At 69.8% G+C, this 15,141-nt stretch carries 11 protein-coding genes and 1 pseudogene; 8 read left to right on the top strand and 4 right to left on the bottom strand.

The annotated features are described in order from the left end of the window. Window positions 1-392 precede the first annotated feature (392 nt). The gene (locus tag V4Y03_RS33715; RefSeq protein WP_332437735.1) at window positions 393-1,424 is read right to left on the bottom strand and encodes an FUSC family protein; all 1,032 of its coding nucleotides are present in this window, start codon (window positions 1,422-1,424) and stop codon (window positions 393-395) included. Between the two features lie 260 nt (window positions 1,425-1,684). On the opposite strand from V4Y03_RS33715, the pseudogene V4Y03_RS33710 reads away from it, so the two are divergent. Then, a pseudogene (locus tag V4Y03_RS33710) lies at window positions 1,685-2,458 on the top strand (IS5 family transposase). A 15-nt stretch (window positions 2,459-2,473) separates the two neighbouring features. On the opposite strand, the gene V4Y03_RS33705 reads toward V4Y03_RS33710, so the two are convergent. Genes V4Y03_RS33705 through kdpB (V4Y03_RS33695) form a run of 3 tightly spaced genes read right to left on the bottom strand, consistent with a single transcriptional unit; the run spans window position 2,474 to window position 5,759 of the window. Then, window positions 2,474-3,022, bottom strand: a complete 549-nt coding sequence (locus V4Y03_RS33705) for a hypothetical protein (protein ID WP_332437734.1) — start codon at window positions 3,020-3,022, stop codon at window positions 2,474-2,476. A gap of 53 nt (window positions 3,023-3,075) precedes the next feature. Continuing rightward, window positions 3,076-3,621 (bottom strand): GNAT family N-acetyltransferase, encoded by a 546-nt coding sequence (locus tag V4Y03_RS33700; protein WP_332437733.1) that lies wholly within the window; start codon window positions 3,619-3,621, stop codon window positions 3,076-3,078. Beyond that, window positions 3,618-5,759, bottom strand: coding sequence for a potassium-transporting ATPase subunit KdpB (kdpB, locus tag V4Y03_RS33695; protein WP_443079914.1), 2,142 nt, complete (start codon window positions 5,757-5,759; stop codon window positions 3,618-3,620). Before kdpB (V4Y03_RS33695) ends, V4Y03_RS33700 begins: the two co-directional genes overlap by 4 nt. Window positions 5,760-6,708: 949 nt before the next feature. Between kdpB (V4Y03_RS33695) and kdpF (V4Y03_RS33690) the strand changes: the two genes are divergently transcribed. The 7 genes from kdpF (V4Y03_RS33690) to V4Y03_RS33660 all read left to right on the top strand — a co-directional run bounded on the left by kdpF (V4Y03_RS33690) (window position 6,709) and on the right by V4Y03_RS33660 (window position 15,137). Further along, the gene (gene kdpF / locus V4Y03_RS33690) at window positions 6,709-6,798 is read left to right on the top strand and encodes a K(+)-transporting ATPase subunit F (protein WP_317873033.1); all 90 of its coding nucleotides are present in this window, start codon (window positions 6,709-6,711) and stop codon (window positions 6,796-6,798) included. Beyond that, window positions 6,795-9,326, top strand: coding sequence for an ATP-binding protein (locus V4Y03_RS33685; protein ID WP_317873034.1), 2,532 nt, complete (start codon window positions 6,795-6,797; stop codon window positions 9,324-9,326). The genes kdpF (V4Y03_RS33690) and V4Y03_RS33685 overlap by 4 nt, the downstream gene beginning before the upstream one ends. 409 nt (window positions 9,327-9,735) lie before the next feature. Then, on the top strand, window positions 9,736-9,825 hold the full coding sequence (gene kdpF / locus V4Y03_RS33680; RefSeq protein ID WP_317873036.1) for a K(+)-transporting ATPase subunit F: 90 nt from the start codon (window positions 9,736-9,738) through the stop codon (window positions 9,823-9,825). A gap of 8 nt (window positions 9,826-9,833) precedes the next feature. Then, entirely contained in the window at window positions 9,834-11,498 is a 1,665-nt protein-coding gene (gene kdpA / locus V4Y03_RS33675; protein ID WP_332437732.1) for a potassium-transporting ATPase subunit KdpA, read from the top strand. Beyond that, a complete protein-coding gene (gene kdpB / locus V4Y03_RS33670) occupies window positions 11,495-13,639 on the top strand; it encodes a potassium-transporting ATPase subunit KdpB (protein WP_332437731.1) in 2,145 nt (714 codons plus the stop codon). The genes kdpA and kdpB (V4Y03_RS33670) overlap by 4 nt, the downstream gene beginning before the upstream one ends. Before the next feature lie 5 nt (window positions 13,640-13,644). Further along, window positions 13,645-14,328 carry a potassium-transporting ATPase subunit C gene (locus V4Y03_RS33665; protein WP_332437730.1) on the top strand — a complete coding sequence of 228 codons (684 nt, stop codon included), beginning with the start codon at window positions 13,645-13,647 and terminating at the stop codon, window positions 14,326-14,328. A 104-nt stretch (window positions 14,329-14,432) separates the two neighbouring features. Beyond that, window positions 14,433-15,137 (top strand): response regulator, encoded by a 705-nt coding sequence (locus V4Y03_RS33660; RefSeq protein WP_332437729.1) that lies wholly within the window; start codon window positions 14,433-14,435, stop codon window positions 15,135-15,137. Window positions 15,138-15,141 lie beyond the last annotated feature (4 nt).

Below are 15,141 nucleotides of genomic sequence, written 5' to 3'. Positions count from 1 at the left end.
AGACGCGGACGTCACTCCGGGACGCGGTCGCCATGACGGCCGCGGTCTCGGACGCGCAGGATCTGGAGCGGCTGCACGCCATGTCGAGAGGTCGGGCGGCTGCTCGGCCGACGAGCTCATCGCGCGAATACGGGAGGACCTCACCGAGGCCCTCGACCTGCGCGGCTGCCGTTATGGCGCGGTCCGGCGCCCGCCGGCGGTCCGTTGCCCAGGCTGGAACCCGACGGCCCGCTGCGGGTCGAAGGCCGGATCTGGGACGTGGACCGACAGGCCCTAGCGCTCGACGGGCAGAAGGATCTAGGCCGTGTCTCCCCGATCATGAGCTGCTCCAGATGGTGCCGACTGCGAGGGTGACTGCTGCCCAGGAGGGGCGAGCGAGGTGTGGGCAGCCGTTAGCTGCTCTGATTGCTGGTGGCGAGTTCGGGTTGTGGGCTGTGCCGCAGGAGGCGGTCGCCGATGGCGTGGACGACGGCGAGGCCGATGACGAGGATGGCGATGCCTGCGAGGATTTCGAAGCCGCGGTGTTCGGCTTCGACGGCGACCTGGCCGGGGGAGGTGAGGGCGAGGACGACGGCGAAGGTGTAGAGGCCGTACATGAGCCAGTACCTGTTGGCCTGGGTGAGAGCGGCGATGAACGCGACGGTGGCGATGGCCGAGGTGACCCAGACGGACGGGGCGAGGATCGCCACGGGCAGGGCGGCAGCGGCGCCGGCGGCGGTGCCGATGGCCTTGCCCCGGATCCGCTCGCGTTTTCCTGTGACGATGTACAGCGCGAGGATGATGATCGGCTCCGGCACCCAGTAGGGCTCGGTCCACCCGAGCGCCACCCCGAGTGCGGCCGCGGCACCGAGGGCGGCGCCGAACACGAGCGCCACCACGGCGGCCACCTTGACGGGCAGGCGGTCGCCTTCGATGACAGGGGCGGTGCCGAAGCGGTGGGCGATCACGATGCCGTAGCCCACACCGAGGGCCGCCATGATCCCGGAGATCAGCGCGTCGGTGCCGGACGGTGTCGGTGCCGCGAACGTGGCGGCGAAGGCGAGCGTCAGCAGCGGCGGGAGCCAGCCGAAGCCGATCCCGGCCCCCACCACGGCGCCGGTCACCGCGAGGAGCGCCACCCACCACCAGTCGTAGGCGGTGAGGGCGCCCAGGCCGACCGCAACCCCCGCCGCGGGGGCGAGGTACAGCATGCGGCGGGTTCCGCCGAGCTTCGCCCCGACGACGCCGAGGAGCAGGCCGAGGAACACGGCCCGGGCACCCAGCTGCCCGGCGACGATCCCGGCCACCGCGACCGGCAGCACGATCCCCACTACGACAGCGCCGAGAATGTGCAGCCACCGATGGGCGCCCGACTGCTTGGCGGGAGCCGCTGCCGCGTCCGGCTTCCGGCCGTTCGGTACGTCCCCGTGCTCAGCCTCGCCCACCACACGACCCTTCCCACGTCCGGGGCCAGGGTCTGGCTCACTTGCCTGCCCGGCGCTGCGGTCACCCTACGCAACCAGGCATCCCAGACCGGCGAACGCCACTGACGCATCCAGGTGCGGGCAGGTCGCGCACGGCGTGGTCGCCGCGGTCGCAGATTGTTTATCAAGAACTCCTTTTCTGCGCAGCCCCTGTCGTTTTGGGGTGCCACTGGCCCTGCCCCGAACCATGCCTCTCCGATCATCTGACTCGTTGGCTCGATATGACTGGCCGCGGGGATCTGACCGACAGTGAGTGGGAGCGGCTGGCGCCGCTCCTGCCGGTGATCAACGGACGCTGTGGCAGATGGCGGGACCACCGGCAGGTGATCAACGGGGTCCTGCATCGGGTGCGGACCGGCGTGCAGTGGCGTGATCTGCCAGAGCGGTTCGGTCCGTGGAAAACCGTGCACAAGAGGCATGTGCAGTGGTCGGCCGACGGGACCTGGGAGCGGCTTCTCCAGCAGGTGCAGGCCGTCGCGGACGCCGAGGGCACCATCGACTGGGACATCTCGGTCGATTCCACGGTGATGCGCGCCCATCAGCACGCCGCCGGGGCTCGCACAGCGCCTCCGCCCGTGTCCTTAAGGGGGCAGCGGTGGTGGAACGCCAGATCGATCCGGCGTGGAAGGGCCTGGCTGGCCACCTGGCGGAGGTGGTGCGGCAGGTGAGAGCCTGGGCCCCGCAGGCGACCGGACAGCGTCAGTGCCGATAAGGCGTACAGCAACCGCCGGACCCGGGCCTACCTGCGCAAGCGGGGTATCCGGCACGTGATCCCGGAGAAGGCCGACCAGGCGACGAACCGCGTCAAGCGCGGCTCGCACGGCGGTCGGCCTCCCGGCTTCGACAAGGAGCGGTACAAGAAGCGCAACGTCGTGGAGCGAGCGATCAACAAGCTCAAGGGCTTTCGAGGTGTGGCAACGCGATACGACAAGCGCGGCCATGTCTTCCTCGGCACCGTGACGTTCGCAGCCATCACCATCTGGCTCCGCTCGTGATCGAAGAGACAGACCCTAGCCCATCCCTGACACCTTGAGGACCGACCGCGCCGTCTCACGGTGGATGTAGAGGGAGAGCCGGGCCAGATCGCTGGTGTCGTGGTTCAGCGTGCCGCGCTGCGAGGAGGCCCGGGCGCCGGCCTCGAGCCGGAGCCAGAGCGCCGGGTTGGCGGACAGGACCCGCAGGTCGACCTCGGCTCGCCCGCCCTCCGCATCCCTCAGGATGACGCGCTGCGAGGTGCCTCCGGGCGGCCAGGCGATCGCCGAGAGCCGGTCGGTGCGGACCGTCCTGGTCACCCACAGACCCCGTACGATCAGCAGGTCCGGTGTGGCGGTGACCCGCGCGGGAAGCAGGATCACCAGGAGCCCCGACGCGAAGCCGATCAATCCCGCGGTGCGCAGCCACGTCAGGCCGTGTGTGCCGGCGTCGACGGTCAGCGACGCCGCCAGCAGCAGGACGGCCAGCCCCACGGCGGACCGGGCCTCTCCCGGCCATCCCACGTCGGACAGGATGTCGCCGGGGACGCCCGGTACGGGACGGGCGAAACGACGGAGCGGCTTCATGGTGCTCACGCTAGGCCCACGGCCCGCCCGGCCCGCCGAACGCTACGCCCCGTTCACGCAGCCGCCCGCAGAATTGACGGGTTGCTGACAGCCACGGGCCTGGTCGTGTGGTGGACGTACTCGCGGACGAGGCGAAAGCCGGCGGTCCAGGCCAGGAGGCGGCTGGCGCGATGGGCGCGGGAGCAGCTCCAGGTGGCGGTTCTGCCCCGGGCGATGACGTCGTCGGTCAGGCCCTGGACGCAGGCGAGGGCGAGGTGCCGGCGTCGCTCGGAGGGAGCGGTGGCGCAGGCGACGTCCTCGTACCGGCTTCCCGCGAAGCGTGTGCAGGCCAGCGCCAGGACACGGCCCTTGCGGAAGGCCGCCCAGCCCTGCCCGGAGGAGGCGAGGCCCGAGGGGCCGCCCCACGTGGCGTGGATCCAGCTCATGGAGGGGTCCATGGCGGCGAGTGCCGGGCCGTCCTCGGAACGGAGCCGCCGTACCGTCACCGCGCGCGGCAGGCGCGGCGGAGCACCGGTCGCCTGGTGCGCGTAGAGCATGCGGTCCCAGGGGTGCAGGCGCTCGAACGCGGCGCCGAGGATGGTGCCCTGACGGGGATTCACCCGAGTCCCGGAATCATCGACACGAGCAGGTCGATGGCCTTGATGCCGACGAACGGCAGGACCAGGCCGCCGAGGCCGTACAGCAGCAGATTGCGGCGCAGCAGGTCGTGTGCGGACGCCGGCGTGTAGCGGACGCCGCGCAGCGCGAGCGGAATGAGCGCCACGATGATCAGGGCGTTGAAGATGATCGCGGAGGTGATCGCCGAGGTGGGGCTGTGGAGGCCCATGATGTTGAGCGCTTCGAGGCCCGGGTAGGCGCCGGTGAACATCGCGGGGATGATGGCGAAGTACTTCGCCACGTCGTTCGTGATCGAGAAGGTCGTCAACGCGCCTCGTGTGATGAGGAGTTGCTTGCCGATCTGAACGATCTCGATGAGCTTGGTCGGGTTGGAGTCGAGGTCGACCATGTTGCCGGCCTCCTTCGCTGCCGACGTGCCCGTGTTCATCGCCACGCCGACGTCGGCCTGGGCGAGGGCGGGGGCGTCGTTGGTGCCGTCGCCGGTCATCGCGACCAGCTTCCCGCCCTCCTGCTCCTTCTTGATGAGGGCGAGCTTGTCCTCGGGGGTGGCCTCGGCGAGGAAGTCGTCCACGCCCGCCTCGTGAGCGATGGCGCGTGCGGTCAGCGGGTTGTCGCCGGTGATCATCACCGTACGGATGCCCATGCGGCGCAGCTCCGCGAAGCGCTCCTTGATGCCGTCCTTCACCACGTCCTTGAGGTGGACGATCCCGAGGACGCGGGGGCCGTCCCAGTCGTGGACGGCGACCAGCAGCGGGGTGCCGCCGGCCGCCGCGATCCGGTCGCTCCAGGTACGCGCCTCGCCCGGCACCGTACCGCCGTACATCTCCACCCAGGCGAGGACCTGCGCCGTCGCCCCCTTGCGGATGTGGCAGACAGCGCCGTTGTCCCAGCGCAGGTCGATGCCGCTCATCCGGGTCTGCGCGCTGAACTCCACGAACCGGGCGTTCGCGAGCTCGCCCTCGGCCGGGGCCCGCAGCCCGAACCGCTCCTTCGCGAGTACGACCACCGAGCGGCCTTCTGGAGTCTCGTCGGCGAGCGAGGAGAGTTGCGCGGCGTTCGCGAGCATGGCCTCCTCGACGCCCGGTAGCGGGACGAAGTCCGCGGCCTCACGGTTCCCCAGGGTGATGGTCCCCGTCTTGTCGAGGAGGAGCGTGGTGATGTCTCCGGCGGCCTCGACCGCCCGTCCCGACATGGCGAGGACGTTGCGCTGTACGAGCCGGTCCATGCCTGCGATGCCGATGGCCGAGAGGAGCGCGCCGATCGTCGTCGGGATGAGCGTCACGAGCAGGGCGACGAGGACGGTGGTGGAGGGAGCGGCGCCCGCGTACGTGGCCATGGGCTGCACGGCGACCACGACCAGGACGAAGACGACGGTGAGTGCGGCGAGCAGGATGTTCAGGGCGATCTCGTTCGGCGTCTTCTGCCGGGAGGCACCTTCGACCAGGGCGATCATCCGGTCCATGAAGGAGTGGCCGGGGCGCGAGGTGACCCGTACGACGATCCGGTCCGACAGCACCGTCGTACCGCCCGTCACTCCCGTCCGGTCGCTGCCCGACTCCCTGATGACCGGGGCCGATTCGCCGGTGACGGCGGACTCGTCGACCGCCGCGACCCCGTCGACCACATCGCCGTCGGCCGGGATCAGCTCACCCGCCTCGACGAGCACGAAGTCGAACATCTTCAGATCCGTGGCGGCCACGGCCTCCGTCTCCGCCCGGTCGAGATCGGTCCCGTACCGCCAGTGCCTCAACCGCAGTGCGACCGTGTCCGTACGGGCCCTTCGCAGCGACTCGGCCTGTGCCCGGCCTCGCCCTTCGGCGACCGCCTCGGCCAGGTTGGCGAAGACGACCGTCAGCCACAGCCAGGCGCTGATCACCCAGGTGAACACGGACGGGTTGACGACCGCGGACAGGGTGGTGAGGACCGAGCCGACCCCGACGACGAACAGCACCGGATTGCGGATCAGATGCCGTGGATGCAGTTTGCGGAGCGCGTCGGGGAACGAGCTGAGCATCTGGGCGGGGTCGAGCAACCCGCCCTCCACGCTGCGTCTACGCCGTGGTGGATGTGCGGTGGGCGGGAAGGAAGGCGCCTGCTGGACTGGAGCGGCGGGATTCATGGAGTCAGGACCTTCATGAAGGAGCCGCCGCCCGGGACGGCGGGCGACGGCTGGACCGGCAGGACGCACCGGCAGTGCCGGGTGCGCCGGATGGACGAGCGGACGGAGGAACGGGAAGGAGAGGGGGCGGCGTCCTGCCGAACACCCGAAGATGTACGGCGGTCGGCAGGACGCCGGCCCGGCTCGGCGCATGCGGATGGGAGGCATGCGCCGAGCGGCCTTCGTCGAGGATGGTCGAGCCACTGACGTCCTCGGCGGTGAGCGGCGGTTGACGAATCTAGTCCCCGATTCGGCTGGTGCCGGGCCCCGTTGACGCCTCTCTGACGGTCCCGCCCCGGGTGCTGACGGCTTCTTTGCGCCCGGCCTCCCGTCTGTCAAGACGGTGTCAGGAACCACGTGCGGCGCGTCAGCGTCGCGTCAACGGCGATCGATTTCGACGGCTGTCCGATCAAGACTGACCGGCACGGGGGGACGGACGACCGCGAGCTCGGCAGGCGCGTGACCATCAGCGCCGGTGCCGGGCACAGCCGGGGGGCGGGGCCCCGACTGAAGCCCAACGCCATGCGACGGCCGTCCGGCCAGGGGGCCCCGCCCGGCCCGTGACCCAGAGGGGGGTCACGGCCGGGCCGACCACGGGCCGGGGTGTCCCGGGAGTTCTGACACGCACTCCTGGAACGGCACCCCGGCCCGTTCTCGACCTCTCCGCCTGCCGGAAGGTGCGTTCGGACCGCGGACAACGCACCTCTCGGCCTGCCGGAAGGTGTGTTCGGACCGCGGACAACGCCCGTAGGGATCGCGTCAAGAGCCTGTCAGCATCACGGCCCGGCACGCCAGAGAGCCGTCAAAGTGTCTGCGCAGGAGCCGGCGAGAGACGTTTCCTCCGAAGGGTGCGTGCGACACGAGCACACCTCCGAGGAAATGCCGCGCAGTCGAAGGGGCAGTCTGGAACATGAGCGTCGAGAACATCGTCGGCCTGATCGTCGCGGTCTCGCTGGTCGGCTACCTGGTGGCCGCCTTCATCAAACCTGAGAAGTTTTGAACGCCCGCCACCCCGCCGAGGCGGCCCATGGCCGCCACGGCCGGCTCAAGGTCTACCTCGGGGCCGCCCGTGGCGCGGGCAAGACCTGCCGGATGCTCGACGAGGGCCGCCGCAGGGCAGCGCGCGGTACGGACGTGGTGGCCGGGCTCGTGGAGTGCCACGGGAGGCCGTACACCAAGACCTTGCTCGAAGGGCTCGAACGGATCGCGCCCCGGGGCCGGGAGCTCGACCTGGACGCGGTGCTGCGCCGCCGCCCCGAGGTCGTCCTCGTCGACGACCTCGCCCACGCCAACGCCCCTGGCTGCCGCAACGAACGGCGCTGGCAGGACGTGGCCGAACTTCTCGCCGCAGGCATGGACGTCGTCACCACTCTGGACATCCAGCACCTCGAATCGCTCAGCGACGTCGTCGAGCGGATCACGGAACTGCCCGGTGGTGAGACCGTCCCCGACACGGTCGTGCGCAGCGCGGACCAGATCGAACTCGTCGACGTGGCGCCCGAGGCACTGCGCCGCCGGATGGCCCACGGCGACATACTCCCGCCCGGTGAGGTCGACGCCGCTCTCGCCCGCTACTTCCGTATCGGCAACCTCACCGCTCTGCGCGAACTCGCCCTGCTGTGGGTCGCCGACCGCGTGGACGACGCCTTGCGCGCCTACCGGTCGGAGCACCGCATCGGCGGAGTCTGGGAGACCCGCGAGCGGGTCGTCGTGGCGCTCACCGGCGGGCCCGAGGGGGAGACCCTGATCCGCCGGGCCGCCCGCATCGCCGCCCGCACCGCCCACGGCGAACTCCTCGCCATGTACGTGGCACGCAGCGACGCCCTGGCCGCGGGCGCCTCGGCCGCCGCCCTCGGCCGCCAACGCCGGCTCGTCGAAGACCTGGGCGGCAGCTACCACACGGTCGTGGGCGAGGACGTGCGCACGGCTCTGATCGACTTCGCCCGTGCGGAGAACGCCACCCAGCTCGTCGTCGGCACCAGCCGGCGCGGGCGGCTGGAACGGTTCCTCACGGGGCCGGGCATCGGCGAGACGATCGTCGCGCTCTCCGGTGACATCGACGTCCACATGGTCACCCACGAGCGGGCCGGGCGGGGACGCCTTCTGCCCTCCAGGCGCCGTACCCTGCCGACCTCCCGGCTCGTCGCCGGACCCGTCGCCGGACTGGTCCTCCCCGTCCTGCTGACCCTGCTGCTCGACCGCGCCCGCGGCACGCTCAACCTCACCAGCGAGGCGCTGCTCTTCCTCCTCGCCGTGGTGGGCGTCGCGTGCATCGGCGGTGTGGCCTCCGCGCTCGTCGCCGCGTGCACCGCCTCCCTGCTGCTCAACTACTGGTTCATACCGCCCATCGGGCAGTTCAGCTTCCAGGACCCCGACAACGTCCTCGCCCTCGTCGTCTTCGCCGTCGTCGCGGGTGTCGTCGCCGCGGCCGCCGACCGGTCCCTACGCCTCTCCCGCAGGGCCGCGCGTGCGACCGCCGAGGCTGAAACCCTGTCCTCGCTCGCGGGCTCCATCGTCCGTGGCGAGGAGGCGATCTCCGCCCTGCTCAGCCGGGCCAAGGAGGCCTTCGGGATGGCGTCGGCCGAGCTCATGGACTCGGCCGAACTCGCCGCCGTCCGGGAGGCGGGACCGGACGACGGCATGGACACCACCGGGGTCGCCGTCGACGGCGGCCTGCACCTCGTCCTGCGCGGCCGGCTCCTGTCCTCCTCCGACCGCCGCGTCCTCGCCGCCTTCGCCGCCCACGTCTCCGCCGCCGTCGAGCGCGACCGGCTCGCCGAGGCCGCCGCCGAGGTGGAACCCGTACGGGCCGCGGACCGCATGCGCACCGCGCTCCTCGCCGCAGTCAGCCACGACCTGCGCACACCGCTCGCCAGCGGCTGGGCCGCCGTCGCCTCGCTGCGCAGCCCCGACGTCGACTTCACCGAGGACGAACGGCAGGAACTCCTCGACACCGCCGACACCTCCATGGCCCGACTGGCCCACCTCATCGACAACCTCCTCGACATGAGCCGCCTCCAGGCGGGCGCCCTCTCCCTGTCACTGCGGCCCACCGCCCTGGAGGAGGTCATCCCCTCGGCCCTCGGCACCCTGCCGCCCGGCTCCCGGCCGCCGACGGTCGGCAGCCTGGAGGACACCCCCGCGGTCCTCGCCGATCCGCCCCTCCTCGAAAGGGTCGTGGCCAACCTGGTCGCCAATGCCACCCGCTTCGCCCCGCCCGAGCACCCGGTCCTGATCACCGCCAGCACCTTGGCCGGCCGGGTGGAACTGAGGATCGTCGACCGGGGCCCAGGCTTGCCCCCCGACGTCCAGGAACGGGCCTTCGAGCCCTTCCAGCGCCTCGGCGACACCGACAACACCACGGGCGTCGGGCTCGGCCTCGCACTGTCCCGAGGCCTGACGGAGGCCATGGGCGGCACACTCTCCCCGGAGGAGACCCCGGGCGGCGGCCTGACCATGGTCCTCAGCCTGCCCTGCGCACCGCTGGAGACGAGTGGCATCGACGGAGCCACGACGGCGGCCCGGTGAGCCGACGGAGTCGGGTGGTTGCGAGGGATCCGTGCGAGCCGGGCTCCTGCTCACGCGGTGCGCCGTTGCGACCGGCGACCTGCGCGAGCCGCAACGGATCTCGGACGCCGGGTACGACGATGCCGGGAAGGAGCTGAACCGACTGCTGAAGGCGCCGGTCGGAGAGGAAACGGACTGACCCAGGACGAAGGCACGTACGGGATGTGTAAAGACGGCAGCAGTACACGTTAGGGGGACGTCAACGGCGACGGTGTCGTGGCTGAAATGCGCTTTCCTCAAACAGGTCCGACGGACCGCTCGTCTCATCCACACACATCCGGGAGCTCACGATGGCCGACCTGGCCTTCGTCGTCACCACGATCGCGATCTTCGCGCTGGTGGCTTTCGTCGCCAAGGGGGTGGCAAAGCTGTGACTGTCGAGAACATCGTCGGTCTGGTGGTCGCCATCGGCCTGCTGGCTTATCTCGTCCTCGCCCTCGTCAAGCCGGAGAGGTTCTGAGTACGGATATGAGTCCCGTCCTGGCTGGAATCCTCCAGCTCCTCGCCCTCGTCGTCGCTCTCGGTCTCTCCTACCGGCCGCTCGGTGACCACATGGCCAAGGTGTACTCCTCGGAGAAGCACCTCAAGCCCGAGAAGTGGATCTACAAGGCGATCGGTGCGAACCCGAACGTCGAGATGCGCTGGCCCGCCTACCTGCGCGGGGTGCTCGCCTTCTCCGCGGTGAGCGTCCTCTTCCTCTACCTGCTGCAGCGGCTTCAGGGTTCGCTGCCCGGCTCGCTCGGCTTCGTGTCGATCGACCCGGACCAGGCGTTCAACACGGCGGCGTCGTTCGTGGCGAACACCAACTGGCAGTCGTACTACGGCGAGCAGGCCATGGGCCACGTCGTGCAGACCGGCGGCCTCGCGGTGCAGAACTTCGTCTCGGCTGCCGTGGGCATCGCCGTCGCGGTGGCGCTGGTACGTGGTTTCGCCCGTTCGCGTACGGGGGAGCTGGGCAACTTCTGGGCCGACCTGGTCCGCGGTGTCGTACGGATCCTCCTGCCGATCGCGGTGATCGGCGCTCTCGTCCTGGTCGCCTGCGGCGCGATCCAGAACTTCTCCGGCATCCACGAGGTCGGCCAGTTCTCGGGCGGCACTCAGCAGTGGAACGGCGGGGCGGTGGCCTCGCAGGAGGTCATCAAGGAGCTGGGCACGAACGGCGGCGGTTACTTCAACGCCAACTCGGCCCACCCCTTCGAGAACCCCAACGGGCTCTCCAACCTCTTCGAGATCTACCTGATCCTGGTCATCCCGTTCGCGCTGACGCGGACCTTCGGCCGCATGGTCGGCTCGATCAAGCAGGGCTACGCGATCCTCGCCACCATGGCCACCATCTGGCTCGTGTTCACGGGTCTGATGCTGTGGACGGAGTTCGCGGGCAAGGGCCCGGCGTTCGAGCTGGCCGGCGGGGCGATGGAGGGCAAGGAGACCCGGTTCGGGATCAGCGGCTCCGCGATCTTCTCGGTCGCCACCACCCTGACCTCGACCGGCGCGGTGAACTCCTTCCACTCCTCCAACACCGGCTTCGGCGGCGGCATCGACCTGCTGGGCATGCAGCTCGGTGAGATCGCACCCGGCGGTGTCGGCTCCGGCCTCTACGGCATGCTGATCATGGCGATCATCGCGGTGTTCATCGCCGGGCTGATGGTCGGCCGCACCCCGGAGTACCTGGGCAAGAAGATCGGCACGCGGGAGATCAAGTTCGCCGCGCTCTACATCCTGGTCACGCCGGCGCTGGTGCTGTGCTTCACCGCCGTGGCGATGGCCCTGCCCACGCCCGCGAACTCGATGACCAACTCGGGCGCGCACGGTTTCTCCGAGATCCTCTACGCCTACACCTCGGGTGCCAACAACAACGGCTCCGCCTTCGCGGGCCTGAACGCGGACACGCAGTGGTTCAACACGACGATCGGCATCGCGATGCTGGTGGGCCGGTTCCTGCCGATGGTGTTCGTGCTCGCGCTGGCCGGATCCCTTGCCGAGCAGGCGCCCGTTCCTGAGACCGCGGGCACGCTGCGTACCGAGAAGCCGCTGTTCACGGGCCTGTTGGTCGGCACGATCCTGATCATCACCGGTCTCACCTACTTCCCGGCCCTCGCGCTGGGCCCGCTCGCCGAAGGGCTCGCGGCATGAACATCGACGGAGAGAAGCAAGAGGACGCTGTGAACCAGCCGTCTACCGCCACGACGACCAAGGCGCCGCACGGCGACCTGTCCGGCGGGCACCAGGCCCCCGGCCGCGTCGGCGGCGGTCTGTTCGACCCGAAGCAGCTGGTCAAGTCCTTCCCGGACGCGATCAGGAAGCTCGACCCCCGCGTGATGGTCAAGTCGCCTGTGATGTTCGTGGTCCTGGTCGGCTCGGTGGTCACCACCGGGCTCGCGATCAAGAACCCGGGGGACTGGTTCGGCTGGGCGATCACCGCCTGGCTGTGGCTCACCACGATCTTCGCCAACCTCGCCGAAGCCGTCGCCGAGGGCCGCGGTAAGGCGCAGGCCGACACCCTGCGCAAGGCCAAGACCGACACCGTCGCCCGCCGCCTCATCGGCGGTAACGAGGAGCGGGTCCCCGGCACCGAGCTCCGCATCGGTGACCTGGTGGTCTGCGAGGCCGGCGACATCATCCCCGGCGACGGAGACGTCGTCGACGGCGTCGCCAGCGTGGACGAGTCCGCCATCACGGGTGAGTCCGCCCCGGTCATCCGCGAGTCCGGCGGCGACCGCTCGGCCGTCACCGGCGGTACGAAGGTGCTGTCCGACCGGATCGTCATCAAGATCACGACGAAGCCGGGCGAGACGTTCATCGACCGGATGATCAACCTCGTCGAGGGCGCGTCCCGACAGAAGACCCCTAACGAGATCGCCCTCAACATCCTGCTGGCATCCCTCACCATCGTCTTCCTGCTGGCCGTCGTCACCCTCAAGCCCTTCGCGATCTACGCGGGCGCCGACAAGCAGACGTCCATGATCGTGCTGACGGCCCTGCTCGTCTGCCTGATCCCGACGACGATCGGCGCGCTGCTCTCCGCGATCGGCATCGCGGGCATGGACCGCCTGGTCCAGCGCAACGTCCTGGCGATGTCGGGCCGCGCGGTCGAGGCCGCGGGCGACGTCTCCACGCTGCTCCTGGACAAGACCGGCACCATCACGCTGGGCAACCGCCAGGCCGCCGAGTTCGTCCCGGTCAAGGGCACCACCGAGGCCGAACTGGCGGATGCCGCCCAGTTGTCCTCGCTGGCCGACGAGACACCCGAGGGCCGCTCGATCGTCGTCCTCGCCAAGGAGAAGTACGGGCTGCGCGAACGCCACCAGGGCGAACTGGCGCACGCCACCTGGATCGAGTTCACCGCCCAGACCCGCATGTCCGGCGTGGACGTGGACGGCAAGCAGACCCGTAAGGGCGCGACCGGCTCGGTCATCGCCTGGGTCGAGGAGCAGGGCGGCACGGTCGCCCCGGACGCCCGGGAGCTGACCGACGCCATCTCCCAGGCCGGTGGCACCCCGCTGCTCGTGGCCGTCAAGGACGACAGGGGCGCCCGGGTCCTTGGCGTCATCCACCTGAAGGACGTCGTCAAGGAGGGTATGCGGGAGCGGTTCGACGAACTGCGCCGCATGGGCATCAAGACGATCATGATCACGGGTGACAACCCGCTGACCGCGAAGGCCATCGCCGAGGAGGCGGGTGTCGACGACTTCCTCGCGGAGGCGACGCCCGAGGACAAGATGGCGCTGATCAAGCGGGAGCAGGCCGGCGGAAAGCTGGTCGCGATGACCGGTGACGGCACCAACGACGCCCCCGCCCTCGCCCAGGCCGATGTCGGTGTCGCGATGAACACGGGCACGTCGGCCGCGAAGGAGGCCGGCAACATGGTCGACCTCGACTCCAACCCGACCAAGCTCATCGAGATCGTCGAGATCGGCAAGCAACTCCTCATCACCCGAGGCGCGCTGACCACCTTCTCCATCGCCAACGACGTCGCGAAGTACTTCGCGATCATCCCGGCCATGTTCGCGGTGGCCTACCCGTCGCTGGACAAGCTCAACATCATGGGTCTGGCCTCGCCGGAGTCCGCGATCCTGTCCGCCGTCATCTTCAACGCGCTGATCATCATCGCCCTGGTCCCGCTCGCCCTGAAGGGCGTCCGTTACCGGCCCTCCAGCGCCGACTCGATGCTCCGCCGCAACCTCGGCCTCTATGGACTCGGCGGCCTGATCGCCCCGTTCATCGGCATCAAGATCATCGACCTGCTCCTCTCCCTCATCCCCGGAATCGGCTGACCACCATGAACAACTCCGCAGGAAACGCAGGACGGTTGCTCTGGGCCGGACTCCGCGCCCTCCTCGTCCTCACCGTGGTGACGGGCGTGCTCTACCCGCTGGCCGTCACCGGAATCGCCCAAGTCGCCTTCCCCGGCCGGGCGAACGGCTCCGAGGTCAAGGACGGCAGCGGCAAGGTCGTCGGCTCCGAACTCATCGGCCAGAACTACAACCTGCCGAAGAAGAACCCGGACGACGCCGAGGAGGCGGTGGTCCCCGACCTGAAGTGGTTCCAGCCGCGTCCGTCCAACGGCCTGGGCAGCAACAGCGTCAACACCCAGTACTCGATCATCCTGTCCGGCGCCACGAACCGATCGGGCGACAACGCCGACCTGATCAAGTGGGTGACGGACGCCAAGGCAGCCGTCGTCAAGGACAACTCCACCGCCGACTACAAGGTGAAGCCCTCCGACGTGCCGCCCGATGCGGTCACCTCCTCCGGCTCGGGTCTCGACCCGCACATCTCCCCGGAGTACGCGAAGCTCCAGGTCCACCGCGTCGCGGAGAAGAACGGCCTCGACGTCAAGCAGGTCGAGAAGCTGGTCGCCGACCACACCGACGGCCGCATCCTCGGCTTCATCGGCGAACCCCGGGTCAACGTCCTCCAGCTCAACATCGCGCTGAAGAACCTCGCGGCGGCCAAGGGCTGATGGCCTTACGCCCGACGCACGGGAGCCGGCGGTCCGGGACGCCCCGGCCGCCGGCTCCCGACGCCGCATCCGACGCCATGCTCACGACGAAAGGCAGTACACCGATGACCCGGGTCCTGGTCGTCGAGGACGACGCGCAGCTCGCGCGTGCTCTGATGATCAACCTCAAAGCGCGCAAGTACGACGTGGACGCGGCCTACGACGCCGCCACCGCGCTCCGGCTCGCGGCCACCGAGCAACCGGACGTGATCCTCCTGGACCTCGGGCTGCCCGACATGGACGGCATCGACCTCATCCGGGCGCTGCACGGCTGGAACCGGGCACCGGTGCTCGTGCTCTCGGCCCGCAGCGGGTCCGAGGACAAGATCCGCGCGCTGGACGCGGGTGCGGACGACTACATGACGAAGCCGTTCAGCATGGACGAACTGCTCGCACGGCTGAGGGCGGCCACCCGCCGGATCGAGGGGTCGCCCGCGCACGCGCGGCAGAGCACCGGAGTGGTGGCCGCCGCCCTGGTCACCACCGACGAATTCACGGTCGATCTCGTGGGGAAGAAGGTCCGGCGCGGTGACCGCGATATCCGGCTCACCCCGACCGAGTGGCACCTGCTGGAAATCCTCATCTGCAACCCCGGCGTCCTCATCAGCCAGCAGCATCTCCTGAAGGAGGTGTGGGGACCGAGCTACAGCAGGAAGACCAACTACCTGCGTGTCTACATGGCTCAGCTGCGCCGCAAACTGGAGGCGGACCCCTCACACCCCCGGTATCTGATCACCGAGCCCGGCATGGGATACCGCTTCGAGGCGTGACGCC

This window comes from Streptomyces sp. P9-A4 (genome assembly GCF_036634195.1).
Classification (GTDB): domain Bacteria; phylum Actinomycetota; class Actinomycetes; order Streptomycetales; family Streptomycetaceae; genus Streptomyces.
This window is presented reverse-complemented; position numbering and strand designations above follow the sequence as displayed.